Here is a 23,481-nt window from a genome sequence, read left to right on the forward strand (position 1 = left end):
GACTACGGCGCGTCGCGCAGGCCGGGAACCGTGATGACGATCAGTTCGGTGTCGTCGGCCTTGCCGGGGATGCGCCCGTCGTTGCCGGGGAAGTTGTTGTCGTTGGCGACGAGCACCTGGTCGCCGCGCAACGGGAGCACCGACTCCACCGACTGCAGCGGGAACGAGAACAGCGGTCCGACGCCGTACTCCCCCGGCCGGGCCGGCGTGGAGACCCCACGCGGGTCGGCGACGCGCATCAGGTCGACCGCGGTGCGGCGGGGCAGCACGCCGTCGGCGCCGGCCTTGTCGAGGTCGGTGACGACGAGACGCTTCACCTCGGTCGCCTTGCCCATCGCGTTGTCGCGCTCGATCAGCAGCAGGCGCCGCCCGTCGAGCACCTGTGCGTCACCGACGAACAGGTCCGGCGAGTCGACCCGGAACGTCCACGTGCGGCCGGTGTAGGCGCCGCGGCGCGCGTCGAACTCGTAGACGATGCGGCGGCGCTGGTCGGGGTCACCGACCTTGGCGCCCTCGAGGATCGGGTAGAGCGTCCACCCGTCCCTGCTCGCGGCCATCGCCTCGAAGCCGCGACTGGCGGCCACGGTCGGCGCCTCGCCCGGTGCGAGATCCGGTGACTGCGGCGACTTCCCGCCGTCGGGCAGCGGGACCGGCGCACTGAGCACCTTGCCGGTGCGGTCGACGTGGATCAGGTACGGTCCGAACTCGTCGCCGATCCACAGGTCGCCGCGGGCGTCCCAGGCGAGCGACTCGATGTCGAAGTCGGCACCGGTCAGCAACCGCTGCGGGGTGTCGCCGTTGACGATCGGGAACGGCACCTTGCGGTCGGGGTCACGGAAGCTGATGAACCCGCGGACGTCGACGGTGTGCCGCTTGTAGTTCGGCTCGATCTCGTAGGCCCGCAGCAGGAAGTCGGCCGAGTTGTTCTTCGCGCCGAAACCGTTGTCGGGCATGGCCAGCAGCCGCTCGGCCGACGTGCCGCCCGGACGGGCCGGCAGCACCGCGGAGAAGCCGGGGATCGGCTGGCCCGGGAACGGCGGCGTGATCCCGTTGACGGTGGTCGGCGGCAGTTGCGTGCCGGACACCGGCCCGGGCTGGTAGGCGGTCGCCGGGAGGATCGCACGCGCGTCCAGGCGTGGCGACGGCCGCACGGTGACCCGCAACGCGTAGACCCGTGTGGTCTGTGCGGCGCCGTTGTTGTCGTCGGAGACGAGGTACAGCTCGTTGCGGCCGTCGAACGCCATGCCCTCGATGTTGTCCAGCAACGGGTTCGGCTGCGGCTGCTTGGCCGTCGCCCCCGACGGCGGGCAGTCGACGAGGTCGACCAGCAACTGCTTGCCCAGCCACGTCCGCGAATCGGTCACCGTGCCCAGCGAGTCCACAGTGGACACGTCGGTGGCACCGACCGCCGACACCCGGTACACGCGCACCGTGTTGCCGACACCGGCGGTGAATCCGCGCTCCAGCGCCAGCAGCAGATCGTCGCCGACCGCGACGAGCTCCACCAGACCCAGCCCCGGATCGGTGCGGTAGGCGTACTGGGCGCGCGTCTCGTAGCGTCCCCCCGAACGACCCTCGTAGCGGACGATGCGCTGCAGGCCGCGCCCGGCGGCGTCCCGGCCGTCGGCGGACAGCGGGCCCTCCATGCCGGCGAACAGCACGCGACCGTCGGGCGTGGCCGCCAGCGCCTCGAACGTCTGGTTGACCGTGGCCTGGCCGGCCGGCGCGACCCGGAACCGGTCCGGCACCGGGAGGCTCGCCGTCTCGCGGCCGTCGGAGAGTCGGAAGCGGCGGATCGCCGGCTCGGTCTCGGAACTGGCCAGGATCGTGCGGCCGCCGTTCTCGGCGACGAGGCCCTCACCGTCGAAGTCGGCTCCGGTGTAGGGCGTTCCGTCGGTGCGGCGCAACACGGTGACGTCGCGGACGCCGGTCCGGACCGTCGAACCGCGCCGGTCGAGGCCCAGTTCGTAGACGCGCGCCGGCGTGGTCCCGATGTTGTCGACGAGCGCCAGCGCCCGCCCCGGCCGGGTCAGCGCGAGGGCGGAGAGTCCGGCGACCGCCGTCCCGTCGAACGTCGTCTTGTCGAGGCTGTCGGAGAAGCCGAGCAGTGACGCGTCGGCGGAGCATCGGGCGCCCGTCCCGTGGTCGCCGTGTCCGCCGGTCCGGACCGGCCCAGCAGAGATTGGCCCAGCGGACGCCGGCACGACGGCGAACGCGACCGTGACGGCGGTGGTGAACGTGGCGGCGGCAATCCTCGCTGGCAGGGGGCGTCTCACAATCGGCACCCGCAGATGATCGTCAGCGCCGGGCGAACTCCGCCGCCCGAACACCATTGCCGGCGGGCGAACAGTAGGTGCACTGCAGGAGGCCGACCTGGTCCTCGATCCGGACGTGCTGGACCGACGACGTGTCGGTCCAGCACGCATCCTCGCCAATCAGGCGTTGATGGTCCACGACTGGACGCCTACCGGAGCCTCCTGGCCGCAGAACCACTGCATCAACTCGCTGCCCTGGTTGGAGACGGTGTCGAGGCACAGCCCGGTGCCGAAGTGCAACAGCTTCAGATCCGGTAGCTGCACCCAGGTCTGGGTGGGCGACGCGCTGCAGACGTCGATCGTGTTCGCCTGCCCGGTCGGCACTCTCACCCAGTTCCTGAAGTACCCGGTGTCGCAGGTGCCCAACAGGACGTGACTTCCCGCGGCCGCGGTGGTCGTGCTCGCGCACTGGCCCCACGCGTTGTTCCTGATGCTCCGGAACGCGGTGCCGGGCACGTCGGCGTTCGCGCTGCCGGCCATGACGACCGAGCCGGTCAGCGTCAGTACCAAAGCCGCCAGCACGGTAAACAGCCTGGTGATTCTCTTGTGGCACCCGCACGGCGTTCCGTCCCGTTCCGAAGCTGTGCCATCCGGAGGACCACGAGCCGTCAGGCGCCGTCGGGTACCGCGAAGGCGGCCTCCAACGGAGGAAACGCGGCCCCGGCGTCGACACCGGCGAACCAGAGCCCGACCACGAGGACGGACGTGGCCTCCAGGTACCGGGCGCGGTGCAGGCCACCGGCGACCGCCGGCCGCAGTTCCAGGTCCCGGACGAGGGACCCGACCCGGTCCAGCGCGCCGGGATCGTCGCCGCACAGGGGGACGACGAGACGGCGCCCGCCGTACTCACGGTTCCCGGACTCCCACACCTCCGCCGCACACAGGTTGAACGCCTTCACCACGTGCGCGCCGCGCGCCGACGCCGCGATCCGCTCGGCCACCGCGTCCTCCGCGAGCACCAGGCTCTCCCCCGCCGACCCGTCCGGCACGAACGCGTTCGTGCAGTCGATCACCGTCCGGCCGTCGAACGCCCCGTCACCGGCCGCGCGCAACACGTCGGGTAGCGCCGGAACGGGGACGGCGAGCAGCACGACGTCACCGAAACCGACCGCGTCGCGGATGCCGCCGGCCCGGGCTCCGTGGCCGATCGCCGTGGCGAGTTCCTCCGCACGACGCGGCGTCCGCCCTCCGATGAGGATCTCGTGCCCGGCGGCGGCCCAACCACCGCCGAGCGCCCGCGCCATCTGCCCCGCGCCGATGATCCCGATTCGCATGCTCACTCCTTGACTTCCTGTCAATGGTGTCGACGCCCACGGTAGGAACGCCGACAGGCACCCGCGGGTGCCCGTCGGCGATGGCAGGCTTTGCGGCATGACGGTGGACATTGAACAGGCGCGGTTCGCGCCCTACGGGACGTTCGAGGCCGACTGCCCGGCCCGCCTCGCGGTCGACCTGTTCGGCAACTCGTGGCTGACCGTCATCGTGTACACGCTGCGGGACGGGCCGAAGCGTCCGAGCGAACTGCGCCGGGCCATCGGCGACATCAGCCAGAAGATGCTCACCCAGACCCTGCGCCGGATGGAGCGGATGACCCTGGTGGAACGCCACCGCTACCGGGAGGCGCCACCGCGCGTGGAGTACCGGCTCACGGACGCGGGCCGGGACCTGCTCATCCCGATCCTCGCCCTCGGCGCCTGGGTCGACCGGCACGGCGACGCCGTCCGCGAGGCAATGCTCGGCACGGTCGACGAACAGCCCTGACATCCACCCCCTGACGGGCAATCAGCCGGGCTGTTCGATGATCGTTACCATCGACCTGGTGAAGCTGGTCAGGACCGCGAGACTTCGTTCCCGGGTAGACGAGGCGTTCCGCCGTCACGGCGGCGGCTGGTACCTGATCTGCGGCAACCAGCTGGTCCTGGTTGGCCCCGCGTTCGCGGTCGAAAAGAGCGTGACGATTGGCCGGAACGGCACGGCAGCGGCCAGCCCCGATGGAAAGCTCCTCGCCGTTCCCGGCACCGACACCCTCGCCCTCTACGACGACAGCGGCGATCAGGTCACCACCGTCGCGCTGCGACCCTGGCCCGACCGCTCCGCCAGCGCGGTCACATTCTCCACCGATGGCACCAGTCTGTTGGCGATCTGCGCCGGCCAAGCCGGGGACACCGCCGAGATCCGCAAGGTCGATGGCGGCGCCGGCTGGGCCACCACCGCGACGGCCACTATCCCGGTGACCAACGACGTCTATCCGGCCGCATGGGCCCATCCGCGCCAATCCGCGTACCTCGTGAGCATCGGCGCCGGACAGGACGGGCAGTGGTCCTGGTGGATCACCGACGACGGGGCGCTGGCCGCCACCGAGATCACGGCGCTGCGGGACCGGGCGGTGTCCGGTGTCACCGCCGACCGGGACACCGCCCTGACCGTGCCCGGGGCCTACGGTGAGGACATCGCCTGGCACGATCTGCCCGGCGGGAATGTCATCCGACGCGTCGACCCCGCCGCCATCGTCGGCGACGACGACGAGGTCCACCATGCCGTCGACGTCGGCACCGGGTGCCTGCTTGTCATTACCGGGGAAGGCCACGCGCTCAGGGTCGATCACCCCACGGGACGATCGATCAGCACGGCCCGCATGCCCGCGGCCGACGCCCGATCCCCGTTCGGCTGGGCCGGCGCAACCACTGTCACCGCCGACGAGCTACTGCTCTGGGACCACGACGGCGGCATCGCCCTGGCCAGCCTCACCGGCCACGCCGAAGACAGCACCGCCGACGCTTGAACCGAACCCCCGCCGGAGTGGCGCCCGGGCATGCACGCGAAATGTACGCACCGCTGGTTTCCTCGGATCCATGAAGTCATTCATTCGCTGGGACAGGGGCCTGCTCCAGGCCGGGCTCGTCCTGCTGTTGACCGCCGTTTCGGTGCTGACTTTCGTCTCACCCGCGGCTGCCGCCGCCGGCCCCTACCATCGGTCGTGCATCGTCCACGAACGACAGGTTTCCTTCGACTTCTGGCTGCGCTGGGAAACCATCTCCGGTGTGCAACTCTTCTCGGTCGACCGGGTCAAGTGGAACACCGGCGGCTTCACACCGTCGCGAATGGCGATCAGCCTCCGGGCAGATGACGGCGAGACGCCGCTGGTCCGGGCGTGGGGCGGATCCGCCTCCACCCTGCACGACGTGGGAGCGACCGGTGACACCGGATCGAACTGGGAGCAGAACATGCACAACAAGGACGTCTACCAGGGCGTGTACGCGCGGGTCTACCTCAACGCCGACGAGTGGTGCAACACCCCGCTGGTCGCTACCTGACCGTGCGTACGACGACGCCGACCACATCGTGGATGCGGAACAGTCCGGCCTGGCGCGAATCGAAGCTGTCGGACGGGTTGTCGCCGAGCAGCACCAGCCCGCCGGGTGGCACCGTCGACGGCATCGTCGATACGGCGCCGGTGATCGCGTCGACACCCGGTGGGACGGTCTCACCGGGTACCGCGGCCACCCGCTTCACGCGGTAGGCACCGGCCCGTCCGAGCACGGCCACATCGCCGGTGCGGACCGCCCGGGTCCGGCGCACCAGGACCCGGTCGCCGGGGCGCAGCGTCGGTTCCATGCTGGTGCCGTCGACGGTGACGACCAGCAGCACGCGCCGCAGCGACAACACCGCGGCGGCCGCGAGTACCGCGACGGCGATGAGGACGACCACGACGATCGTCATGACGCGTCGACCGGTTCCTCGCGGTATCCCTGGGCCTGCGCGGCGAACAGCTGGGCGTAGCGCCCGTCCAGGGCGAGCAGGTGGGCGTGGTCACCGATCTCGGCCACCCCGCCGTCGGCGATGACCGCGATCGTGTCCGCGTCCCGGATCGTGCCCATGCGGTGGGAGACGAGCACGCTCGTGCGGCCGTCGCGCAGTGCGCGGAGCGTGGTGTGCACCTCGTACTCGGCCTGCGCGTCGAGGCCGGAACTCGGCTCGTCCAGGACCATCAGGTCGCGCTCGCCGCGCAGGAGTGCGCGGGCGAGCGCGAGCCGTTGCCATTGACCGGTCGAGAGCATCACGCCCGTCGTGTCCGCGGTGCCGGCGAACATGCGGCTGAGCATCGTGCCGTATCCGGCCGGCAGTGCGGCGAGCGTGTCATGGACGCCGGCGAGCCGACCGGCGTCCTCCAGCCGTCCGCGGATGGCGAGCGCGCCGATGTCACCGAGCCCGATGTTCTCCGCCGCGGTGAGGTCGTACTCCATGAAGTCCTGGAACACCGTGCCGATCCGGGACCGCAGGTCCTCGGGTGACATCGCGCGCAGGTCGACGCCGTCCCACCGGATCTCGCCGCGGGTCGGGTCGTAGAACCGGCACAGCAGCTTGACGATCGTGCTCTTGCCGGCGCCGTTGAGCCCGACGAGCGCGGTCGCCCCACCGTGCCGGATGGTGAGGTCGAGACCGGACAGGATCCACGGATGGTCGTCGGAGTACCGGAACCACACGTTTCGGAACTCGATGCCCGTCCGCAACGGCGGGCACGGCACCGGTTCCGGCGCCAGGGTGAGTTCCGGACCCGCACCCGTCACGTCGAGGTAGTGACCGAACAACAGCGTCGACTCCTTCGCGAGCGCGTACGCGGACACAACCTGGGCGACGGCCTGCTGGGTGCCGGCCACGGCGAGCACCACCATCGAGACGTCGCCCACGGTGAGTTCTCCCCGCACGGCCGCGCCGATGGCCCACACCAGGCCGCCGCCGGATACCAGAGCGAGCAGCAACGCCAACCCGCCCTGGGTGAGCACTTCGCGGAGATCGGCCCGCCGATGCGCCCGGTTGGCGGTGGTGCGCTCGGCCAGCATCCGTTCGCGCAGGAACGACCCGATGCCGAACGCGCGGATCTCCTTCGCGGACCGGACATCGGTCAGGAGCCCGGCGTAGAACAGTTCCCGCCGCACCGCCGGGCTGATCTCCCATTGCATGGTCGCCCGGCGACGCGCGAGCCATCGCTCCGCGAACAACGCCGGCACCGCCGTGGCGAGCACGACCACGGCCATCGGCGGGCTGAGAACCACCAGCGCTGCGACCAGACCGACGCCGGTGATTCCGGCGCGGACCACCTCGACCGCACTCGTCACAAGGTCGATCGCCGCCGTCCGACCGACGTCGCGGGCCATGCGCAACCGGTCGTGGAACGCGGGATTCTCGAACCGGCCGAGGCCCACGAACCGGCTGACCGCCCCGTACAGGCGGTCCAGGGTGAGGAGTTCGATGCCGCGGCCGAGCTCGGCCATCAGGTAGCGGTCGACCAGCGGGGTGACGGCCGCCAGCAGGCCCGCCGCCGCCAGGCCCCCAGCCACAACCGCGAGGTGTCGCCAGTCAGTACCGGCCATCACGCCGTCCAGCGCGAGCTTGGTGAGCCAGGCGACCACCACCGGCACGGCGGCGCCAGCCAGCGAAACCGCGACATGCGTCATGAGCATCGCCGGCCGCGCCCGCCACGCGAGCGCGAAGGCGGCCGCCTGGCGCCGGACACTATCCATTGTGGACGCTCAGACGGTCGCCGGTGCGCTGATCTCGGTCAGGTCCCGCCCGGTGGCGACAACCGTCCCGGTCTCGTCCAGCCGGCACATCGCCGGGACGCCGTGCACCGCGAACGCCGTGGCGACCGGCCCGTCCATTGGCTCGACGACCACGCGCGCGGCTCGCCCGAGCGTCGTCGAAAGCCGGTCGGTGGCCGGCGGCTCGCCGATCGCCACCGCGAGCACATTCGCGCGGTCGTACCCGAGATCGACGACGCCGAGGACGAAGTCGGACACCTTCGCCACGCACGACGAGCAGTCCGGTGCGAAGAACCCCACGATCGTCGGTCCAGGGATGCTCACCGGCTCGCCGTCGACAGCCATCACGCTGAACGAGCCGGGGCGCGAGCCTACCGACACGGTCGGGTCCGTCGTGGGCAACTCGACCGGCGCGGCGCCACCGCTGAGCAGTTCGGTGTGCTGACGCAACCGGCGGATCACGCCGGCCACGAGCAGCAGGTTCAGCAGGCCGAGCAGGCCGACGAGCACCAGGCCCGCGACTACGAACCCCATCGTTCCTCCTGTCCGGTCACCGCCTCCCGTCAGCACCCTTCCTTGCAGGTCCGGCAGTACGTTCCCCCGCCGGGCCGCAAGCAGCAACTCTGCGCATAACCCCCGGCGCACTGGTTGCACCAGCAGGTGCCGACGCAAAACGGATATGCGCCAGGACAGACGGCCCGCGCGGAGGCGGACGCCCGGACGCCTGGCACGAGTAGCGACAGAAGCCGGTCGCTCAGCCGTTCGACGATACGCAAGATCGATGACTCCCTTCCCTGTGTCCGTCGGATTCGACGGACATCCATGCGTGATTGCTGGGTAAGGGTGGCCGGTAGCCCTGTCATTGCGCTCTCACATTGCTGTCTGACCCTGCCAACCGCTGAAAGGCAGAAGACAGACCGGCGTGCTGGGCAGGAGGCCAGCTTCACGGTCTGGTCACCGACCGGCTGTTGAGCGGAGCGGGCGCCACCGTGCGACAAGGCTGGCGAGGCCGTCGCCCATTTCGTAGCTCACGTCGAGTTCTACCGGTCCGATGATGGTTCGTGGCGGCAGTGGGATGATCTTGTCGCCGTTGAGCGTATCGCAGGCTCCGAGTTCGATATTCGGGGTGAGAAGCGCGGTGCCGCAGATACGTAGACCGTTCACTGTGGACGGTTCCGGTATGGTGAAGCGGAGCCTGCGTTGCACGGTGGTGGCGTGCGGGCCGCCGTTGAACCGGCCGTACCAGACGGCGACGCGGTCGGACACGTCTCGTGCCGGCACGGTTGTCCAGTTCTTGTCGCGGCTGTAGAACGGCCATTCGTGGCGAAGTGCTTTGACCGTGTGGCCGTACATGCGTTCGTCGACGGTGACGAGCTGGAGTTCGGTTCGGTAGCCGGCGGGAATGACACGGGTCGTTGTGGTGATCGTCCCATGGTGGATGAGCGAGTTGATGACCGGTATTTGAGGTTCGTCGAGCAGCCCGGTTTCGATCAACTCGGCGATGACCACGTCGACCGCGGGGAGGTTCAGGTCGCGTCCGTCGGCGTTGATGACGGTGATGCGGTGATGTAGCCCGTTCGCCGCTGCGGTGGCGGTCACGAGTTCGGCGAGGGCGGGATCGATTTCCACTGCGGTGACTCGTGCGGCGCCCGCCTCGCAGGCAAACAAGGAGAGGATGCCGCTGCGGGCGCCGATCTCCAGGACATGGTCTCCGGGGTGAACGATCTCGTTGATCGCCGCGCGGAATGCTTCTGTCCTGCGTCGGTCGCGAAGGCACATGTACACGAAGTCGGTGTTCGACCAGATCGCCTGCACGTGGTTACCTCTCCCCTCGGTGGTGCAGTGGTTGCGCGGCTGTCGTCGCGGACTTCTCCCTGCGCGCGGAGGCCCGGGCCTGGTTGGGACGCCGGTGTGCCTGGCAGAGCACGATCGCCGAGTAGCCGTGCGACGCGTCCTGGGCGGTGGACCGGACCCGGATCGACCCGTCGACGAGTTCGAACGCGGACTCGATCACGGCGCGCAGGTCGTGTTCGTCGACGTCGGCGCCGGGGAACGTCTTTCCCGCGACGGTGTAGCCACGGCAGCGGCGCAGGGCAGCGGTGACGAACAGGCCTCCCGGCTCGACGAGGTCGGTGATGTGGCGCATGTACAGTTCCCAGGTCGCGCGGTCGCTGGTGGCGGAGTCCGCGCAGTACGGGCTGATCACCGTCGGATAGCGGCGGTCGACCGGACGCCGGTGCCGGGCGTCGACCCGGATCAGTTCGGTGATCTTCGTTCTGGTGAGGTCTTCACGTGCTGCGATCTCCTCGTCGGTGGGGTGGTCGACGCCCTCGCACTGCAAGGTGTAACGGACGAACGGTCGCCAGTCGTGGGCACCCGGGTCGCGGTCGATCCACCGACGGATCTCGGCCAGGTTCGCCGGCAGGAAGTCACCCAGGTGGATCTCCGAGGCGACCTCGGCCACCGCGAACACGTGGTGCAGGGTGGGCCCGACCCCGAAGAACAGCACCGGCTGGTCGGGTTCGGCGCCACGCACCGCCTCGACGAGGAACGCGATCGTCGCCACCTCGTCCGGTTCCACCGCCCGGTAGTAGCCGGCCAGGTACTCCGCCGGCACCCAGTCCGTGTCGAACGACGCATACCGGCGCGGTCGACGGCGGAGGAAGGTCGCGGTGAGGCGGGCGAGCCCGTACTCGTACAACGCGGCGGCGAGATTCGCCCCGGCAAGGAAAAGAAGCGCATCGGTGCCGGTGACGGCGTCGCTGAGCGTCGCGGCGCCGAAGGCACCCGCGTAGTACACGCCTTCCGCGGCGACCTGACTGCCGACATAGCCGACTGCCGCCGCCAGCCGCTGCACACGGGCGTTGCCCGTGGTGCGCCGGGTCAGGTCGTAGGCCGCCTTGGACAGCACGTTGGTGCTGGTCCCCGTCGTGGCCAGCAGCGTCAGGTTCGCCCGCAGGTTGGTCCGCAGCCCGAACCCCCAGGCCACATAGCTGACCACGAGCAGCGCCACCACCCACGGCCGGTCGACGCCGGCGAGCAGTCCCGAGGCGACCACGGCGACCCCGGCCGTGGCCGCCCAGGCGTCCAACGCGTAGCTCGATGCCACCGTGGCGGCGAGACTGATGGTCCAGGTTCTGAGCCCGGCCACCCATCCGGTCACGGCCGACCCGTTCGTTGTCATGCGGCCGCACCGACAGGCTGGCTGGCCGACATCCACGCGGCGGCCTCGAACACCGCCACCACCAGGGCGCAGACCGGTTCGTCGGCACACTGCGCACCGGCGACCTCGATTCCACCCGACGGGAAGCTGACGCCGCGGTTACGGCACAGCCCATCCAGCGAGGCCCGGACCAGCCCGCGCAGGCTCTCCTCGTCGCCGCCGTGGTGTTCGACCAGCAGCCCGCGTCCGCACGCGTCCTGAACCCAGCCCACGCCGGCCCATGCCTGCGTACCCGGCACCGCGGCCTGCGCCTGCGCCATCACGCAGTACAACCGGTCACCCCAGTCGCCCGGTGGGTGGGCGATCCGGTCGACCTGCCGGACGGACGACGCCGGCGGCAGCACCGAGCTCAGGTAGATCAGGTTCCGGTCGGCGACACCGGCCGCCACCAACGCGGCGTCGAAGGCGGCCAACCGGGTCGGGCCGCGGCCGACCGCGCCCGCCACCAGGATGATCATCGGATGGGTTTCCCTTCGGATCGCCGGCCACGTCGGTGACCGCGATCGTGTGCGTGGACGTGCGGGTGGGCTGTTGCGGGCTCAGGGCAGGGCCACGCCGGCCGGATCGCGTTCGGCGTTGACGCAGTGGCCGGCCTGGCGGGTGGTGAGCTGGCCCGTCCGGTGCAGCCATCGGATCGTGTCGCGGTAGGTCCCGGTCAGCGGGCGCGGCTGGATGCCGAACTCGTCCCGGGCGCCGGAGTCGTCGCAGCGGGTATCGCTGCGCGCGATCAGCACGCCTTCGTGGTCGGCGGGCAGGTGGAACGGGGTGATCCGTTGGACGGCGGAGACGGTCCAGGTCAGCGGCAGCATGGCCGCGGAGGGCAGGACGAGGAGCGGCAGCCGGCGGCCGGTCAGCGCACGCAGGGTGCGGTACATCGTGTCGGCGTCGATGAAATGCCCGGGTACCAGGTAGCGGCGCGGACCCGCACCCCGTGTCATGACGGCGGCGTGGACGCGGGCGACGTCGCGGACGTCGACGGCGTGGTAGCCGCCGGCGGGCCACATCGGGTACCGGCCGCGCAGGATGTCCCGCAGCCGGCGGGTCTGGTCGCCGCGGTGCGGGTCGTGCGGGCCGAGCACGCCACCGGGCTGCACGATCACCACGGGGGCGGCGTCGTCCTGCAACGTCCGGGCGACGGCTTCGGAGGCCGCCTTGGACCGGATGTAAACCCCGCGGATGGTCGACAGCGGCGAGTCCGGGCCGACGGTGGCATGCCGTCGCAGCAGTGCCACGGTGCTGGAGACGTGCACGACCGGGTCGCAACCGGCCTGCACGGCGGCGCGGAGCACCGTCTGCGCGCCGACCACGTTGGTACGGGCGATCGCCGGCCGGGCCCGGGCGTCCAGGTCGAACACGGCGGCGGCGTGCAGCACGGCGTCGCAGCCGCGCAGCGCCCGGCGGACCGAGCCCGGGTCGGTGACATCACCGACGATGTGGTCCACGGCGGCGCTCACGCCGAGTGGTTCCAACGCCGGCCCGATGCGGTCGGGCGAGCGGACCAGCAGCCGCACGTCGTGCCCGGCGGCGACGAGCGCAGCCACGCTGTGCGCGCCGACAAACCCGGTGCCACCGGTGACGAGGACCCTCATGACGATCATCCATCCTGATTCGGCAGGTGCGGGACGGACCGCCGAACCCGACGAACCGGTGCGGCGAGCATCGGCGCGGGAGGTGCTCACTTTCCAGGTCAGATAGTTGTTAATCGCTGTCCAATCCCGGGCCGGCGGCGAACAGTGGGCGTTGACCGGTCGCAATGCGATCCGATGCTGGAGGTGACCGCGTGTCGACGCTCCTCGGCGACGTGCTGGACTCCGCCCGGCGGCAACGGTTCGTGGGACGCCGGGTCGAGCTGGCCAGCTTCGACGCCGCCGTCGACGGGCGAACGTCGCAGCGGGTGCTGTTCGTCCACGGCCAGGGCGGCATCGGCAAGACCACGCTGCTGGCAGAGCTGGCGGCCCGCGCGCGGGCCGCCGGCCGGGCCGTGATCCAGGTCGACGGGCGGGAGGTCGACCCATCGCCGGACGGGCTGCGGGTGGCTGTCCTGGACGTCGCGGGCACGCAACCCGACAGCGGGCCGATGCTGGCCGGTGCCGTCCTGCTCATCGACGGCTACGAACAGCTGACCCCGATCGACGAATGGCTGCGAGGCCGGTTCGTTCCGAGCCTGGGCGCCGACACCGTGGTCGTGTTGGCCGGCCGCGACCCGCCCACCACCGCGTGGCGCACCGACGCCGGATGGCGGCAGCTGGTGGCCGTGCACCACCTCGACCACTTCGATCCGCAGGAGAGCGGGCAGCTACTCGCCCACGCCGGGGTGGCACCACCGGTCCGGGCGCATCTGACCACGCTCGGCGGCGGCCATCCGTTGACCCTGGCCCTGCTGGCCGACCTCGCCGCCTGCGGACAGGTGCCCGACACCCTCGCCGACGCACCGGATCTGATCTCGACACTGCTGCAGTCGTTTCTGCGCGAGGTGCCGACCCAGGCGCAGCTGACCGGGTTGGCCACCTGCGCGATCGCCTGGTTGACCACCGAGGACCTGCTTGCGCGGATGGTCGGCGCCGACGCCCCCGCGGTGTGGCGGTGGCTGGCCCGGCTCCCGTTCGTCACCTGCGGGCCGCATGGCCTGTCCGTCCACGACCTGGCCCGCGACGTGTTGGACGCGGAGTTCCGTCGCCGCGCCCCCGAGCAGTACCGCACGCATGACCGGCTCATCTACGACCACGCCCTGGCCGGTCTGCGCGCCGCCACCGGCGTCAGCCGGCAACCCGACATGCATCAGCTGTTCTTCGTCCACCGCCACAGCCCGTTCGGCAACGTGATAGCGGCGGTGCGGGCGCAGGGCTCCGCCGCGGTGGTCCCGGCCCGTCCCGACGAGCACGACCAGGTGTGCGCGACCATCGAACGGTTCGAGGGACCGGCGAGCGCCGACCTCGCCCGGGCCTGGCTCGCCGAGCAGCCGGACCATCTGAACGTGGTCCGCACCGACGACCGGGTCGCGGGGTTCTCCCACCATCTGCTGTGCCCGAGCGGCTCGTCGTTGGAGGACCGCGACCCGGCTGTCCGGGCGGTACTCGACCACGTCGCGCGGGAGGGAGCCATCCGCCCCGGGGAACGCGTCCTGATCACCCGGTTCTCCAGCGGGATCCGCGACCACCAGCGCGACCCGTACATGGTGGTGGCCGGACCGGTGTCCAGCGTGATCGAGTGGCTCACCCGGCCGCTGGCCTGGTCGTTCGTCGTCGTGGTCGATGTCGAGTTCTGGGCACCCAGGTTTGACTACATCGCCTTCGTCCCGCTGGTCCACGTCGACGTCGGCGGCCTGCGGCACGTCGCCTTCGGCATCGACTGGCGCCGCCTTCCGATCGATTCCTGGCTCGACCTGATGTACGAGCGCGGGCACGCCGGCGGCACCGGACCGGCACCGGCCGCGCTGCTGCGTCCACCGGCGCTGAACCGCCCCCGGTTCGACGCGGCGGTCCGGGCCGCGCTGCAAACCCTGCACCGGCCCGACCAACTCGCCACCAACCCGCTGCTCGGCTCCGCGTTGGCCGCCACGACCGGCGGGGCGAGCGCCGCCCAGCTTCGGGCCACGATCGAACACGCCGTCGCCCAGCTCGCGAACCTGCCGAAAGGCCACCAGCTGCAGGCGGTCCTGCACCGTACGTACCTACGCCCCGCCGCCACCCAGGAAGCCGCCGCCGAGGTCCTCGACCTGCCGTTGAGCACCTACCGCCGGTACCTGGCCAAGGCCCTCGACGACCTCACCGACATCCTCTGGGCGGTCGAGATCGGCGAGCAACCACCCGGACGATGACGGCGGTTGACGCGCTGACCTGACGGCTCAGCCGCTGGCCGGTAGCTCCAGGTTGGAGAAGTACGGCTTCGAGAACGGGAATTCGGTGGCGATCCAGTGTCGTAGCGCGGTGTACAGGAGGGTGTAGTAGCCGCGGTCGTACGCGTCGGGCGTCACCCACCAGCTGACGTCGACGTCATAGGTGATCAGGTCGTCGTTGAGTGGGGTTCGCCGGCCCATCGGGTACAGATAACAGCAGCCGAGGTACTGGCCGCCGGCGGTGTACACCGCGTAGGTGAACGAACCGCCATCCCGGAACTCGCATTCATGCCAGACCGCATCGACGTAGTTGAACTCCGCGGTGACCGGTCCGGTCGGCCACCGCCCGCCACGTGTTCGACGGATCAGGTCGATGCTGGCGTTGATTCCTCGAACGTCGTCGTCCAGGTGGTCACGGGTCAACGCGTGCGCCCGGATGTCGTGGTAGGTCAGTTCGGTGGGCGCGGACCAACCCGTGGGCAGGTCCAGGCGCTTGACAAGTCCCCGGTAGTCCATTCTCTCGCTCCGATCCCTCAGCGGGCCGAGACCCGGTAGGTCAGGACGACTATGCCACCGGGGAGCTCGGTCGAGCCGGCAAGGTCGAAAATGCCCGATGATCCGGCGCGGTAGAGCAGGTCGTCGGATGTGCCGGAGCCGACGATGAACGGGTGCACCCAGAGCCGCAGCTCGTCGAGAAGACCCGCTTCCAGCAGCGCGTGGGACAGGCGGCCGAATCCGTACTGCACGATGCCGGTACCGGGCTGCTGCTTGAGGGCACGGATGGCCTCGATCGGATCGTGGTCGACGACGGTCGTGTTGTTCCACGTCGGGTCGGTGAGCGTCGTCGAGACGACGTACTTCGGAAGCGCGTTCATGCGATCGCTGAGCGCATCGCCGGAGCGGGTGGACCACACCGGCGCGAAGCCTTCGTACGTGTGCCGGCCCATGAGGACCGCGTCGCAGCGATCCAGCAGTTCGGTTTGAACCCTGGTTCCCGCCTCGTTGAAACCGCCCGTCGAGGGCCAGTCCTGCGGGTTCTGGATGACTCCATCAAGGGTGATGTAGGTGGAGTTGATGATCGTGCGCACGGAGCGCTCCCTTCGATTGGTTCGAGGTGTCTCAGGTGGTGACCGCGACGCGCCGGTGGACTTCAGGGTGGGGGACGGTTCGGTAGGCGCCGGCAGAGGCGGCCAGCAGCCACGCCCAGCCGGCCACGACAGCGAGCCACAGCAGCGGCACGCCCACGCTGCTCCTCGACAGTGCGGCCGCGACGACGGCCGCCGTCGCCATTGCCACGAACCGGGCGGCATTCGAACCACGCGACGCGCGACCGAACCCGATCGCGGCCGCGATCGTCATCACCCCGCTCAGGATGAGGTTGATCGTGGCGAGCGAGTGGAATCCGAGGTGTTCGGCGTCCTGCGCCCACCGCCGCACCTCACGGGGCCGACGACCCGGTACAGCGTTCGGTAGTCCGATTCCGATCCTCACGATGACACCTTCCGACGGGTGGCGCTGACGTTAGGCGTGGTGCGGCGGGGTCGAATCCGTCATGGTGCTGTACCGGACCGGATGCCGTATCCGTCGTCCGGCGGACCTACTGGGTGGCGATCAGCGTGTCGATGTCCAGTCGGCTCAGATCCGACCGTGAGGTGACGCCGAGTTTGGGAAACGCCTTGTATAGGTGGTAGGCGACGGTGCGGGGGCTGATGAACAGCTGCGCGGCCACGTCGGAGTTGGACCCGCCCTGGGCGACCAGACGGATGACCTGTAGCTCCTGCGGGGTCAGCCGGGTCGCGACCGGGTCGTTGCGGCGCACCACCTGACCGGTGGCTCGCAGTTCGCTGCCGGCACGCCCGGCCCACGGCGAAGCGCCGAGCCGCTCGAAGGTCTCGTGGGCGGCGGCCAGGTGGACGCGGGCGGCGCCGCGGCGGCGTGCGCGACGCAGCCACTGTCCATACAGGAGCTGGGTGCGTGCGCGGTCGAACGGCCGATCGGTCGAGCCGCCCTCCTCGTGCAGACGCAACGCCGCCTCGAAGTGCGTTTCGGCGTCCTCGTCGGCGACGATCGCGCGACAACGGTGGACCGTCGCGATGGCCCACGGCCGGCCGGTACTGGCCGCCCAGTCGGCGAACCACGCGATGGACCCGTCGACGTCGACGTCCGAACGTCGACCGCCGCGCACCGCGGCCTCGACCAGATCGGGCACGGTGAGGATCCGGCTCAGCGGGTTCACCAGGGGGCCGGCACTCTTGTCCAGCAGCCGTTCGAGGGCCCGGTCCGGCTGGCCCAGTGCCACGGCCGCCTCGGCGAGGCTCAGTCCGGACCAGTGGCCGCCGCCGATCCGGGTGGTGCCGGACAGCGCGAGCCACGCCTCGAGGACCCACGGCTCCAGGTCGCCGACCTCACCGACGGACAGCAGCTGCAGCCACTCGTCGGTGGCGTGGTGAATGCGCGCCACGGCGTCGGGGATCCGCCCCGCGACCAGTTCACCGACAGCCACGGCCGCGGACGTCAGAGCGGACAGCGGGTCGTTCGGGGGTAGTCGCAGGCTCCGCAGCGCGTCGCTCGTCGCGGCCAGCCGGGCCGCGTCGTTGAGATTCCACGCCGCCCGGGCGGCATGGATCAGCTCGGCCGCGGCGGCCCGGGGATCCCGCGCGGCCATGCGCCGCGCCGCCGTGTCCAGCAGATCATGCGCCTTGAGCGAGGAGCCTCGGGTCAGCTCGATCCGGCCACGCAGGCAGGCGACGTCGTCAGCGATGATCGGATCGTCGATCAACTCGCTGGCCCGGTCGCCGAGCCCGCCCGCACGGTCGGCCTGCCCCACCTGGTACGCGGCCTCGGCCGCGGCGACGAGAAGCCGGGCGCGGCCGGCCCGGTCGGCGGACAGTTCGGCGGCGCGTTCGAATGCAGCGGAGGCGACCCCGAATCCGCCGCGCCGCAACGCCGTCTCCGCCGACCGTTCCAGGCCCTGCGCCGCGTCGTCGTCCGGGCCGGTGGCCGCCGCGGCCAGGTGCCATGCGCGTCGGGCCGCGTGCACGTCGCTGTCCAGCGCGTGGGCCAGGGCCCGATGGGCCGTCGTGCGTCCGGTGAACGTCGCCGACTGGTACACAGCCGCGCGCACCAGCGGATGCCGGAAGGTGATCCGGCCGCTATCGTCGACCGCGGCCAACGCCGCCCGCTCGGCCGCGTCCAGCGCAGTGGCGTCGACGCCGAGCTCCCGGACCGCGCGGAACACCACGGCGGGATCGCCGGTGTCGTCGGCCGCCGCCAACAGCAGCAGCGTCTGGCTGTCCCGGGGAAGCATCCGCACCCGGCCCAGGAACGCCTCCTGGAGCCGATCGGTGAGCCGCAACGGCTGGGGAAGCGTCTGTTCCCCGACGAGCTGCTCGCGGCTCAGCGACGCCGCCAGCTCGACCAGGGCGAGCGGGTTGCCGCCGGTCTCCTCGACCAGACGCTCGCCCACCCGCGGCGTCACCGCACCGGCGCGCAACCGGAGCAGGGCGAGCGCATCGTCGCGGCTGAACCCGCGCACGCGCAGCCCGGGCAGTCCGGGCCACGGCTCCTCGCGGGTCGCCACCAGCACGACGACACCCTCCGCGCCGAGCCGGCGGGCCGCGAAGGTCAACGCCTCGACCGAGGAGTGGTCCACCCAGTGCGCGTCCTCCACGACGCAGAGCACCGGCCGGTCCTCGGCGGCCTCGGACAGCAGGGACAGTGCCGCGACAGCCACCAGGAACCGGTCTTCAGTGCGATGATCGGCCAGGCCGAGCGCGGCGAGCAGGGCCTGGCTCTGCCGCCCCGGCAGCCGGGCGACGAGGTCGAGCACCGGACGCACCAGTTGATGCAACCCGGCGAACGGCAGGTCCACCTCGGTCTCGACACCTGTCGCGCGAAGAATGCGCATGTCTGCGGCCGACGTCACCGCGTGCGCCAGCAGCTCCGACTTGCCGACTCCAGGCTCGCCGGACAGGACGAGCACGCCGCTACGGCCGGCCCGTCCGCCCGCGAGGAGGTCGCCGATCACGGCGCGCTCCTCCGCTCGCCCGATCACGGGGACGACCTTACGTCGCTGTGCCCGACGGCAGAAGCCGCAAAACGGGACGAAAGAGGTTACCGCTCACCGTCGGTTCGTGCCACCTGTCGCACCGTGGATTCCCTCCCCCGGATGAGCTTCGAATGAAGCTCCGCTGAGGCTCGGGTGTGGACGCGCTGAGGTCGAACCGCCGAGCGCGGTCGGCCGTCGCCCGCGCCGCGGCGTGGGTACGCTGTCGATCGTGCCGACGTCGTCGTTCCGCCCCGACGACCGGATGCCGCTCGGCCGGTCGGGGCTGACGGTGAGCCGTCTGGGCCTCGGCCTGGCCTCGCTCGGCGGCATGTTCGAACCGGTCGCCGACGACGTCGCGATCGCCACTATCGACCGGGCGTGGGATCTCGGCGTGCGGCTGTTCGACACGGCTCCGGTCTACGGCTACGGCCGGTCGGAGACGAGGGCGGGGGCGGCCCTGCGGGGCCGGCCACGGTCGGCGTTCGCGCTCTGCACGAAGGTCGGGCGGCTCATCGAGCCGGGTGGCACCGACACCCAGCCGATCTGGGCCGATCCGCCGGCGGGAGTCGGGCCACGGCTGGACTACCGCCGCGGCGCCGTTCTACGCAGCCTGGAGGACAGCCTCGCCCGGCTGGGCCTCGACCGCGTCGACGTGCTGCACATCCACGACCCGGACCTCGACTACACCACCGCCCTGTTGGAGACGTACCCGGCGCTGGCCGAGCTGCGCGCCGCCGGCGTCATCGAAGCGGTCTCCCTGGGGGTCAACCATGCCGAGGTCGCGGCCCGCTTTCTACGGGACGCACCGGCGCCGGGCCCCGACTGCGTCCTTCTCGCCGGCCGGTACACCCTGCTCGACCAGACCGGACTCGACGACCTCCTGCCGCTGTGCGCCGAGCGGGGCGTCACGGTCATGGCGGCCGGGGTGTTCCAGGCCGGACTGCTCGCCGAACCGCGCACCGGCAAGGCCTACGGCTACGACACCGTTCCGGCAGCCGTCCTGCAACGCATCCACGCGGTGCGGGCCGCCTGCCGGCGATTCGACGTACCACCGCTGGCCGCCGCGATCCAGTTCCCGTTCGGCCACCCCGCCGTCACCAGCGTCGTCGTCGGGGCCCGGACACCGGACGAGATCGCCCAGAACGCCGACCATCTCGCCCACCCGATACCCGTGGCCTTGTGGACACACCTCAAGGACGCCGGCGTGCTGCCCGTGACCGCGCCCGTACCCGTTCCCTGACGAGGCGCGGCTGCCGAAGGGTTACGCCGCCCATTCCGGGGTAGGTTCGCAGGATGATCGCGAATGTCGATCAGATGCCCGCGGCCTTGGCGCCGTACGTCGTGACACTGAGTCCGTACGACCTCGGATCGAACTCGATCGGTGTTCATCGCGGGCTTCCCTCGTCAACGATCACGATCACGATCCCGGAGCAGGACCAGCTCGAGATCTCATGGGTCGGGCGGCCCGGCTCGCCACAACGGCTGCGGGCCGGTGTGGCCGGGCTCCATCTCGACGCGGCCGCGCTGAGGCAGGAAGGGTGCGGCCGCGGTGTGTGGTTGACCCTCCGCCCCCTTGGCATCAGCACCCTGTTCGGAGTCCCGGCGTCCACGTTGGCCGGCGACGTTGCCGACCTGGCCGATGTCGTCCCGACGATGGCGGACCTGCCCGACCGCTTGGCGGCCTGCCGGTCCTGGCCGCAACGTCGTGCCGTCGTCGAACGGGTCCTGCTCGAAAGCCTGGCCCGGCACGGCGAACGCGCCAACCGCGACGGTCTACGAGCCACGCTCGCGGTCCTGTCGGCCACCACCCGGGTGCAGGAGGCCGCTCAGTTGCTGGGGTTTTCCCGGCGGCATCTGAGCAGCACGGTTCGTGCCGCGCTCGGGGTCACGCCGAAGGAGTATCAACGGCTCATCCGCTTCGAGGCGACCCGCGGCCGGCTCGTGGCCGCCGCCCGAACCGAACAGCTCAGTCTGGCGGCGGTGGCCGCCTCGTCGGGCTTCGCCGACCAGGCTCACTTCACCCGGGAATGGCGCGACATGGCGGGATGCACGCCTACCGATTGGATGCGCGCCGAAGGACTGGTCCGGTAAGGAGTCGGCCGCCCGCGTCGGGCGAGATGCGTCGGCTCCGGTAACGAACCGTTCCCAGATGTTCAAGACTCCGGCGCCGTCGGAGTTCCACGATGGGTGCATGATGCAGAACACCGAAATCTCCGCTCGTCTGATCGTGTCCGACCCGGATCGTGCGTCGGCCTTCTACCGGGACGCCCTGGGCGCGGAGCAGGTCTTCCGTGCGCCGCCGGGCGACGACGGCCGACCCACCGTTGTCGATCACCGCATCGGGCGTTCGTCCTTCCGGGTCTCGCCCGCTGTCTCATCGTGGGGATGGTCCTCGCCGGACGATCTCAACGGCTCTCCGGTCCTCCTCGAGATCGAGGTCGACGACCCGGACGAAACCGGTGAGCGCATGCTCGCTCACGGCGCCGAGGTGGTGGTGCCGATCCAGAACTGGCCGTTCGGGAAGCGGTCGGGCCGCATCCGTGACCCGTTCGGCCATCTGTGGATCATCACGGGTGAGCTTCGATGAGCGCTGGAGGTGCCGCCGGGCGTTGGATCGTTGGTTGAGGGTGCGGTAGACGCGGCCGAGGCCGGCGTTGGCACGGGCCTGGTCCGTTCGGCGCAGTTGGCCCGCGAGGTCGTCGCATCGGAACGGAAGCGGCTCCTCGGCTCCTGAACCGGCGGACCCGCAGCGCCCCCGTCGGGAGGCGGATGCGGGTGACGGCTCAGCGGAGGACGCGGTAGCGGATATGAGTCGCTTCCGGGGTATCGATCACCCGGACGACCTCCAACTCGATGCGCGTGGGCGACCCGTCGAACAGGCGACGACCAGCGCCGAGCAGCACCGGGATCTGGTGGATCTGGATCTCGTCGAGCACGCCGGCCTCGAACGCCCGTTGTGCCGTGTACGCACCGTGCACCATCACGTCACGGTCTCCGGCCGCGGCCTTCGCCTGTGCCATCGCGCTGGCGATCCCGTCGCTCACGTACGTCACCAACGGATAGTTGGCCACCGAGGGGCCGGGCGGTCGATGACTGGGCACGAACACAGGCATTCCGTGATGGCTGCCTTTCCAGTGATCGACCTGCTCCACGGTGCGGCGGCCGGCCACCACCGCACCGGTCGCCTCCATCGCGTCGGCCAACTCGCCGGCCGGTCCGGACCGCAGGACGTCCCCCGTCTCGGTGAAGCCCCACCTGTGGAGCCGCTCGACCGCCCCTCCGTCACCGCCGGGGTTGTTCGGATTGTCGTTAGGACCCGCGATGTACCCGTCGAGAGACATCGACATGTAAAGCACGGATGAGGACATGGACCTTCTCCTTCGCCGTCGCAGCGGCTCCTCGAACCGCATTGCCAGCAGACGCTAGCCGCAGCCGACCTGAACGCGATTGAAAATTCTGCCGCCGCGACGCAAAATTGTTGCATGCCGAATTCGAGCCCTGCACTCGACGAAGTCGATCATCATCTGCTCGGCCTGCTGCAGCGCGACTCCGGTCGGACCCTTCGCGAACTTGGCGATATCGTTGCGCTGTCGCCCAGCGCCGTGAAGCGGCGCATAGACCGCTACCGCAAACACGGTGTGATTGCGCGGCAGGTCACCCTGCTCGACCCGATTCACCTGCCCACCGTGTTACTGGCGGTGTGCCTAGTGACGCTCGAACGCGAATCCAGCCGACACCAGCAGGCGTTCCGCAAGCGATTGCTCGACGCGACCGAGGTGCAGCAGATCTACGACGTCTCCGGCGACTGGGACTACGTCGTGGTACTGGCGTGCAGCGGCATGCCCCACCACACCGAGGTCGCCCACCGGCTGTTCAACGAGGCGCCGAACGTGCGGCGTTACACGACCCTGTTCGTACTCGACCCGGTACGAACCAGCGGCGCCCTACCCACGCGCGCCCCGAACACCTGAACCGCCGAAGTCCGGCAGCGTGACCGATCCGTCCTCGGCGAGGGTGAACGACGGGTTGCAGGCGATCTCCCAGGCGTGGCCGTCCGGGTCCAGGAAGGCACTGGAGTAGAAGCCGATGGCGTTGCGGGCGGCGGGTTTGGTGATGGTCCCACCGGCCCGTTCGACGGCTCGGAGCAGATCATCCACCTCCGCGTCGGACCGGACGTTGTGTGCCAGGGCTATCCCGCCGAAAGGCACCGGCGGAGACGGCTCCAGACCGCAGTCCCGTGCGAGTTTGTCCCGGTGCCACAGAACGATTCCTATTCCGCCCGCCTGAAAGAAGACCGTCTCCTCGACCTCCTGGCCGGACCAGCCCAAGGCTTCATAGAAGCGCTTGGCACGACCGAGATCCGAGACCCCCAGCGTGACCAACGTGATGCGCTGCTCCATCCGGACATGGTACGTCGTCCGGGTGCGGGCGGACTCCGGCATCGCTGCCTGTGGCGACACTCCAGATGCGTGCACCTCGTACCGTTGAAGTTGTCGTGGCGTCGATTTGAGGCCGGCGTA

Annotated in this window: 24 protein-coding genes; 8 read left to right on the top strand and 16 right to left on the bottom strand. The window is 70.5% G+C overall.

Annotated features, from left to right (window positions below; genetic code table 11):
- Positions 1 to 2 precede the first annotated feature (2 nt).
- From Vau01_RS08690 to Vau01_RS08700, 3 genes are all read right to left on the bottom strand, one after another.
- Positions 3 to 2,276 carry an esterase-like activity of phytase family protein gene (locus Vau01_RS08690; protein ID WP_239151426.1) on the bottom strand — a complete coding sequence of 758 codons (2,274 nt, stop codon included), beginning with the start codon at positions 2,274 to 2,276 and terminating at the stop codon, positions 3 to 5.
- 159 nt (positions 2,277 to 2,435) lie between these two features.
- Entirely contained in the window at positions 2,436 to 2,837 is a 402-nt protein-coding gene (locus tag Vau01_RS08695; protein WP_203989048.1) for a ricin-type beta-trefoil lectin domain protein, read from the bottom strand.
- 86 nt (positions 2,838 to 2,923) lie between these two features.
- Positions 2,924 to 3,589 carry an NADPH-dependent F420 reductase gene (locus tag Vau01_RS08700; protein WP_203989050.1) on the bottom strand — a complete coding sequence of 222 codons (666 nt, stop codon included), beginning with the start codon at positions 3,587 to 3,589 and terminating at the stop codon, positions 2,924 to 2,926.
- A gap of 97 nt (positions 3,590 to 3,686) precedes the next feature.
- Here Vau01_RS08700 and Vau01_RS08705 point away from each other — a divergent pair, with 97 nt between their 5' ends.
- The 3 genes from Vau01_RS08705 (at position 3,687) to Vau01_RS08715 (ending at position 5,629) form a co-directional block, all read left to right on the top strand.
- On the top strand, positions 3,687 to 4,076 hold the full coding sequence (locus Vau01_RS08705) for a winged helix-turn-helix transcriptional regulator (protein WP_203989052.1): 390 nt from the start codon (positions 3,687 to 3,689) through the stop codon (positions 4,074 to 4,076).
- A 58-nt stretch (positions 4,077 to 4,134) separates the two neighbouring features.
- Complete coding sequence (locus Vau01_RS08710) at positions 4,135 to 5,097, top strand: hypothetical protein (protein WP_203989053.1); 963 nt, start codon at positions 4,135 to 4,137, stop codon at positions 5,095 to 5,097.
- 70 nt (positions 5,098 to 5,167) lie between these two features.
- Positions 5,168 to 5,629 carry a hypothetical protein gene (locus Vau01_RS08715; protein WP_203989055.1) on the top strand — a complete coding sequence of 154 codons (462 nt, stop codon included), beginning with the start codon at positions 5,168 to 5,170 and terminating at the stop codon, positions 5,627 to 5,629.
- Here the strand turns inward: Vau01_RS08715 and Vau01_RS08720 are convergent.
- The 7 genes from Vau01_RS08720 to Vau01_RS08750 form a co-directional block, all read right to left on the bottom strand.
- Positions 5,622 to 6,035, bottom strand: coding sequence for a S26 family signal peptidase (locus tag Vau01_RS08720; protein WP_203989057.1), 414 nt, complete (start codon positions 6,033 to 6,035; stop codon positions 5,622 to 5,624). The two genes, Vau01_RS08715 and Vau01_RS08720, sit on opposite strands and share 8 nt — an antisense overlap.
- Positions 6,032 to 7,837 carry an ABC transporter ATP-binding protein gene (locus Vau01_RS08725; protein ID WP_203989059.1) on the bottom strand — a complete coding sequence of 602 codons (1,806 nt, stop codon included), beginning with the start codon at positions 7,835 to 7,837 and terminating at the stop codon, positions 6,032 to 6,034. Before Vau01_RS08725 ends, Vau01_RS08720 begins: the two co-directional genes overlap by 4 nt.
- Positions 7,838 to 7,846: 9 nt before the next feature.
- Positions 7,847 to 8,389: a TlpA family protein disulfide reductase gene (locus Vau01_RS08730; RefSeq protein ID WP_203989061.1), complete on the bottom strand. Its 543-nt coding sequence runs from the start codon at positions 8,387 to 8,389 to the stop codon at positions 7,847 to 7,849.
- Positions 8,390 to 8,809: 420 nt separating this feature from the next.
- Complete coding sequence (locus Vau01_RS08735; protein ID WP_203989062.1) at positions 8,810 to 9,670, bottom strand: 50S ribosomal protein L11 methyltransferase; 861 nt, start codon at positions 9,668 to 9,670, stop codon at positions 8,810 to 8,812.
- A gap of 4 nt (positions 9,671 to 9,674) precedes the next feature.
- Positions 9,675 to 11,039, bottom strand: a complete 1,365-nt coding sequence (gene gntF / locus Vau01_RS08740; RefSeq protein WP_239151427.1) for a guanitoxin biosynthesis pre-guanitoxin forming N-methyltransferase GntF — start codon at positions 11,037 to 11,039, stop codon at positions 9,675 to 9,677.
- Positions 11,036 to 11,536, bottom strand: a complete 501-nt coding sequence (locus Vau01_RS08745; protein ID WP_203989064.1) for a pyruvoyl-dependent arginine decarboxylase — start codon at positions 11,534 to 11,536, stop codon at positions 11,036 to 11,038. The genes gntF and Vau01_RS08745 overlap by 4 nt, the downstream gene beginning before the upstream one ends.
- 81 nt (positions 11,537 to 11,617) lie before the next feature.
- Complete coding sequence (locus Vau01_RS08750; RefSeq protein WP_203989066.1) at positions 11,618 to 12,667, bottom strand: NAD-dependent epimerase/dehydratase family protein; 1,050 nt, start codon at positions 12,665 to 12,667, stop codon at positions 11,618 to 11,620.
- Positions 12,668 to 12,858: 191 nt separating this feature from the next.
- Here Vau01_RS08750 and Vau01_RS08755 point away from each other — a divergent pair, with 191 nt between their 5' ends.
- Entirely contained in the window at positions 12,859 to 14,895 is a 2,037-nt protein-coding gene (locus tag Vau01_RS08755) for an AAA family ATPase (RefSeq protein WP_239151428.1), read from the top strand.
- Between the two features lie 27 nt (positions 14,896 to 14,922).
- Here the strand turns inward: Vau01_RS08755 and Vau01_RS08760 are convergent, their stop codons facing one another.
- From Vau01_RS08760 to Vau01_RS08775, 4 genes are all read right to left on the bottom strand, one after another.
- Positions 14,923 to 15,429, bottom strand: a complete 507-nt coding sequence (locus tag Vau01_RS08760) for a GNAT family N-acetyltransferase (RefSeq protein WP_203989070.1) — start codon at positions 15,427 to 15,429, stop codon at positions 14,923 to 14,925.
- Positions 15,430 to 15,446: 17 nt separating this feature from the next.
- Positions 15,447 to 16,001, bottom strand: coding sequence for a dihydrofolate reductase family protein (locus Vau01_RS08765; RefSeq protein ID WP_203989072.1), 555 nt, complete (start codon positions 15,999 to 16,001; stop codon positions 15,447 to 15,449).
- Positions 16,002 to 16,032: 31 nt separating this feature from the next.
- Positions 16,033 to 16,404 (bottom strand): hypothetical protein, encoded by a 372-nt coding sequence (locus Vau01_RS08770; protein ID WP_203989074.1) that lies wholly within the window; start codon positions 16,402 to 16,404, stop codon positions 16,033 to 16,035.
- Positions 16,405 to 16,510: 106 nt separating this feature from the next.
- Positions 16,511 to 18,967, bottom strand: coding sequence for a helix-turn-helix transcriptional regulator (locus tag Vau01_RS08775; protein WP_203989076.1), 2,457 nt, complete (start codon positions 18,965 to 18,967; stop codon positions 16,511 to 16,513).
- 223 nt (positions 18,968 to 19,190) lie between these two features.
- Between Vau01_RS08775 and Vau01_RS08780 the strand changes: the two genes are divergently transcribed.
- The 3 genes from Vau01_RS08780 (at position 19,191) to Vau01_RS08790 (ending at position 21,548) form a co-directional block, all read left to right on the top strand.
- Positions 19,191 to 20,201 (top strand): aldo/keto reductase, encoded by a 1,011-nt coding sequence (locus Vau01_RS08780; RefSeq protein ID WP_239151429.1) that lies wholly within the window; start codon positions 19,191 to 19,193, stop codon positions 20,199 to 20,201.
- A 53-nt stretch (positions 20,202 to 20,254) separates the two neighbouring features.
- A complete protein-coding gene (locus Vau01_RS08785; RefSeq protein ID WP_203989078.1) occupies positions 20,255 to 21,052 on the top strand; it encodes a helix-turn-helix domain-containing protein in 798 nt (265 codons plus the stop codon).
- A gap of 100 nt (positions 21,053 to 21,152) precedes the next feature.
- Positions 21,153 to 21,548 (top strand): VOC family protein, encoded by a 396-nt coding sequence (locus tag Vau01_RS08790; RefSeq protein ID WP_203989080.1) that lies wholly within the window; start codon positions 21,153 to 21,155, stop codon positions 21,546 to 21,548.
- 196 nt (positions 21,549 to 21,744) lie between these two features.
- On the opposite strand, the gene Vau01_RS08795 is transcribed toward Vau01_RS08790, so the two are convergent.
- Positions 21,745 to 22,329 (bottom strand): dihydrofolate reductase family protein, encoded by a 585-nt coding sequence (locus Vau01_RS08795; protein WP_239151430.1) that lies wholly within the window; start codon positions 22,327 to 22,329, stop codon positions 21,745 to 21,747.
- 114 nt (positions 22,330 to 22,443) lie between these two features.
- On the opposite strand from Vau01_RS08795, the gene Vau01_RS08800 reads away from it, so the two are divergent.
- The gene (locus tag Vau01_RS08800; protein WP_203989082.1) at positions 22,444 to 22,932 is read left to right on the top strand and encodes an Lrp/AsnC family transcriptional regulator; all 489 of its coding nucleotides are present in this window, start codon (positions 22,444 to 22,446) and stop codon (positions 22,930 to 22,932) included.
- On the opposite strand, the gene Vau01_RS08805 is transcribed toward Vau01_RS08800, so the two are convergent.
- Positions 22,906 to 23,361 (bottom strand): VOC family protein, encoded by a 456-nt coding sequence (locus Vau01_RS08805; RefSeq protein WP_203989084.1) that lies wholly within the window; start codon positions 23,359 to 23,361, stop codon positions 22,906 to 22,908. The two genes, Vau01_RS08800 and Vau01_RS08805, sit on opposite strands and share 27 nt — an antisense overlap.
- Between the last annotated feature and the right edge of the window lie 120 nt (positions 23,362 to 23,481).

Origin of the sequence: Virgisporangium aurantiacum (assembly GCF_016863635.1) — a bacterium.
GTDB classification, from domain to species: Bacteria; Actinomycetota; Actinomycetes; order Mycobacteriales; family Micromonosporaceae; genus Virgisporangium; species Virgisporangium aurantiacum.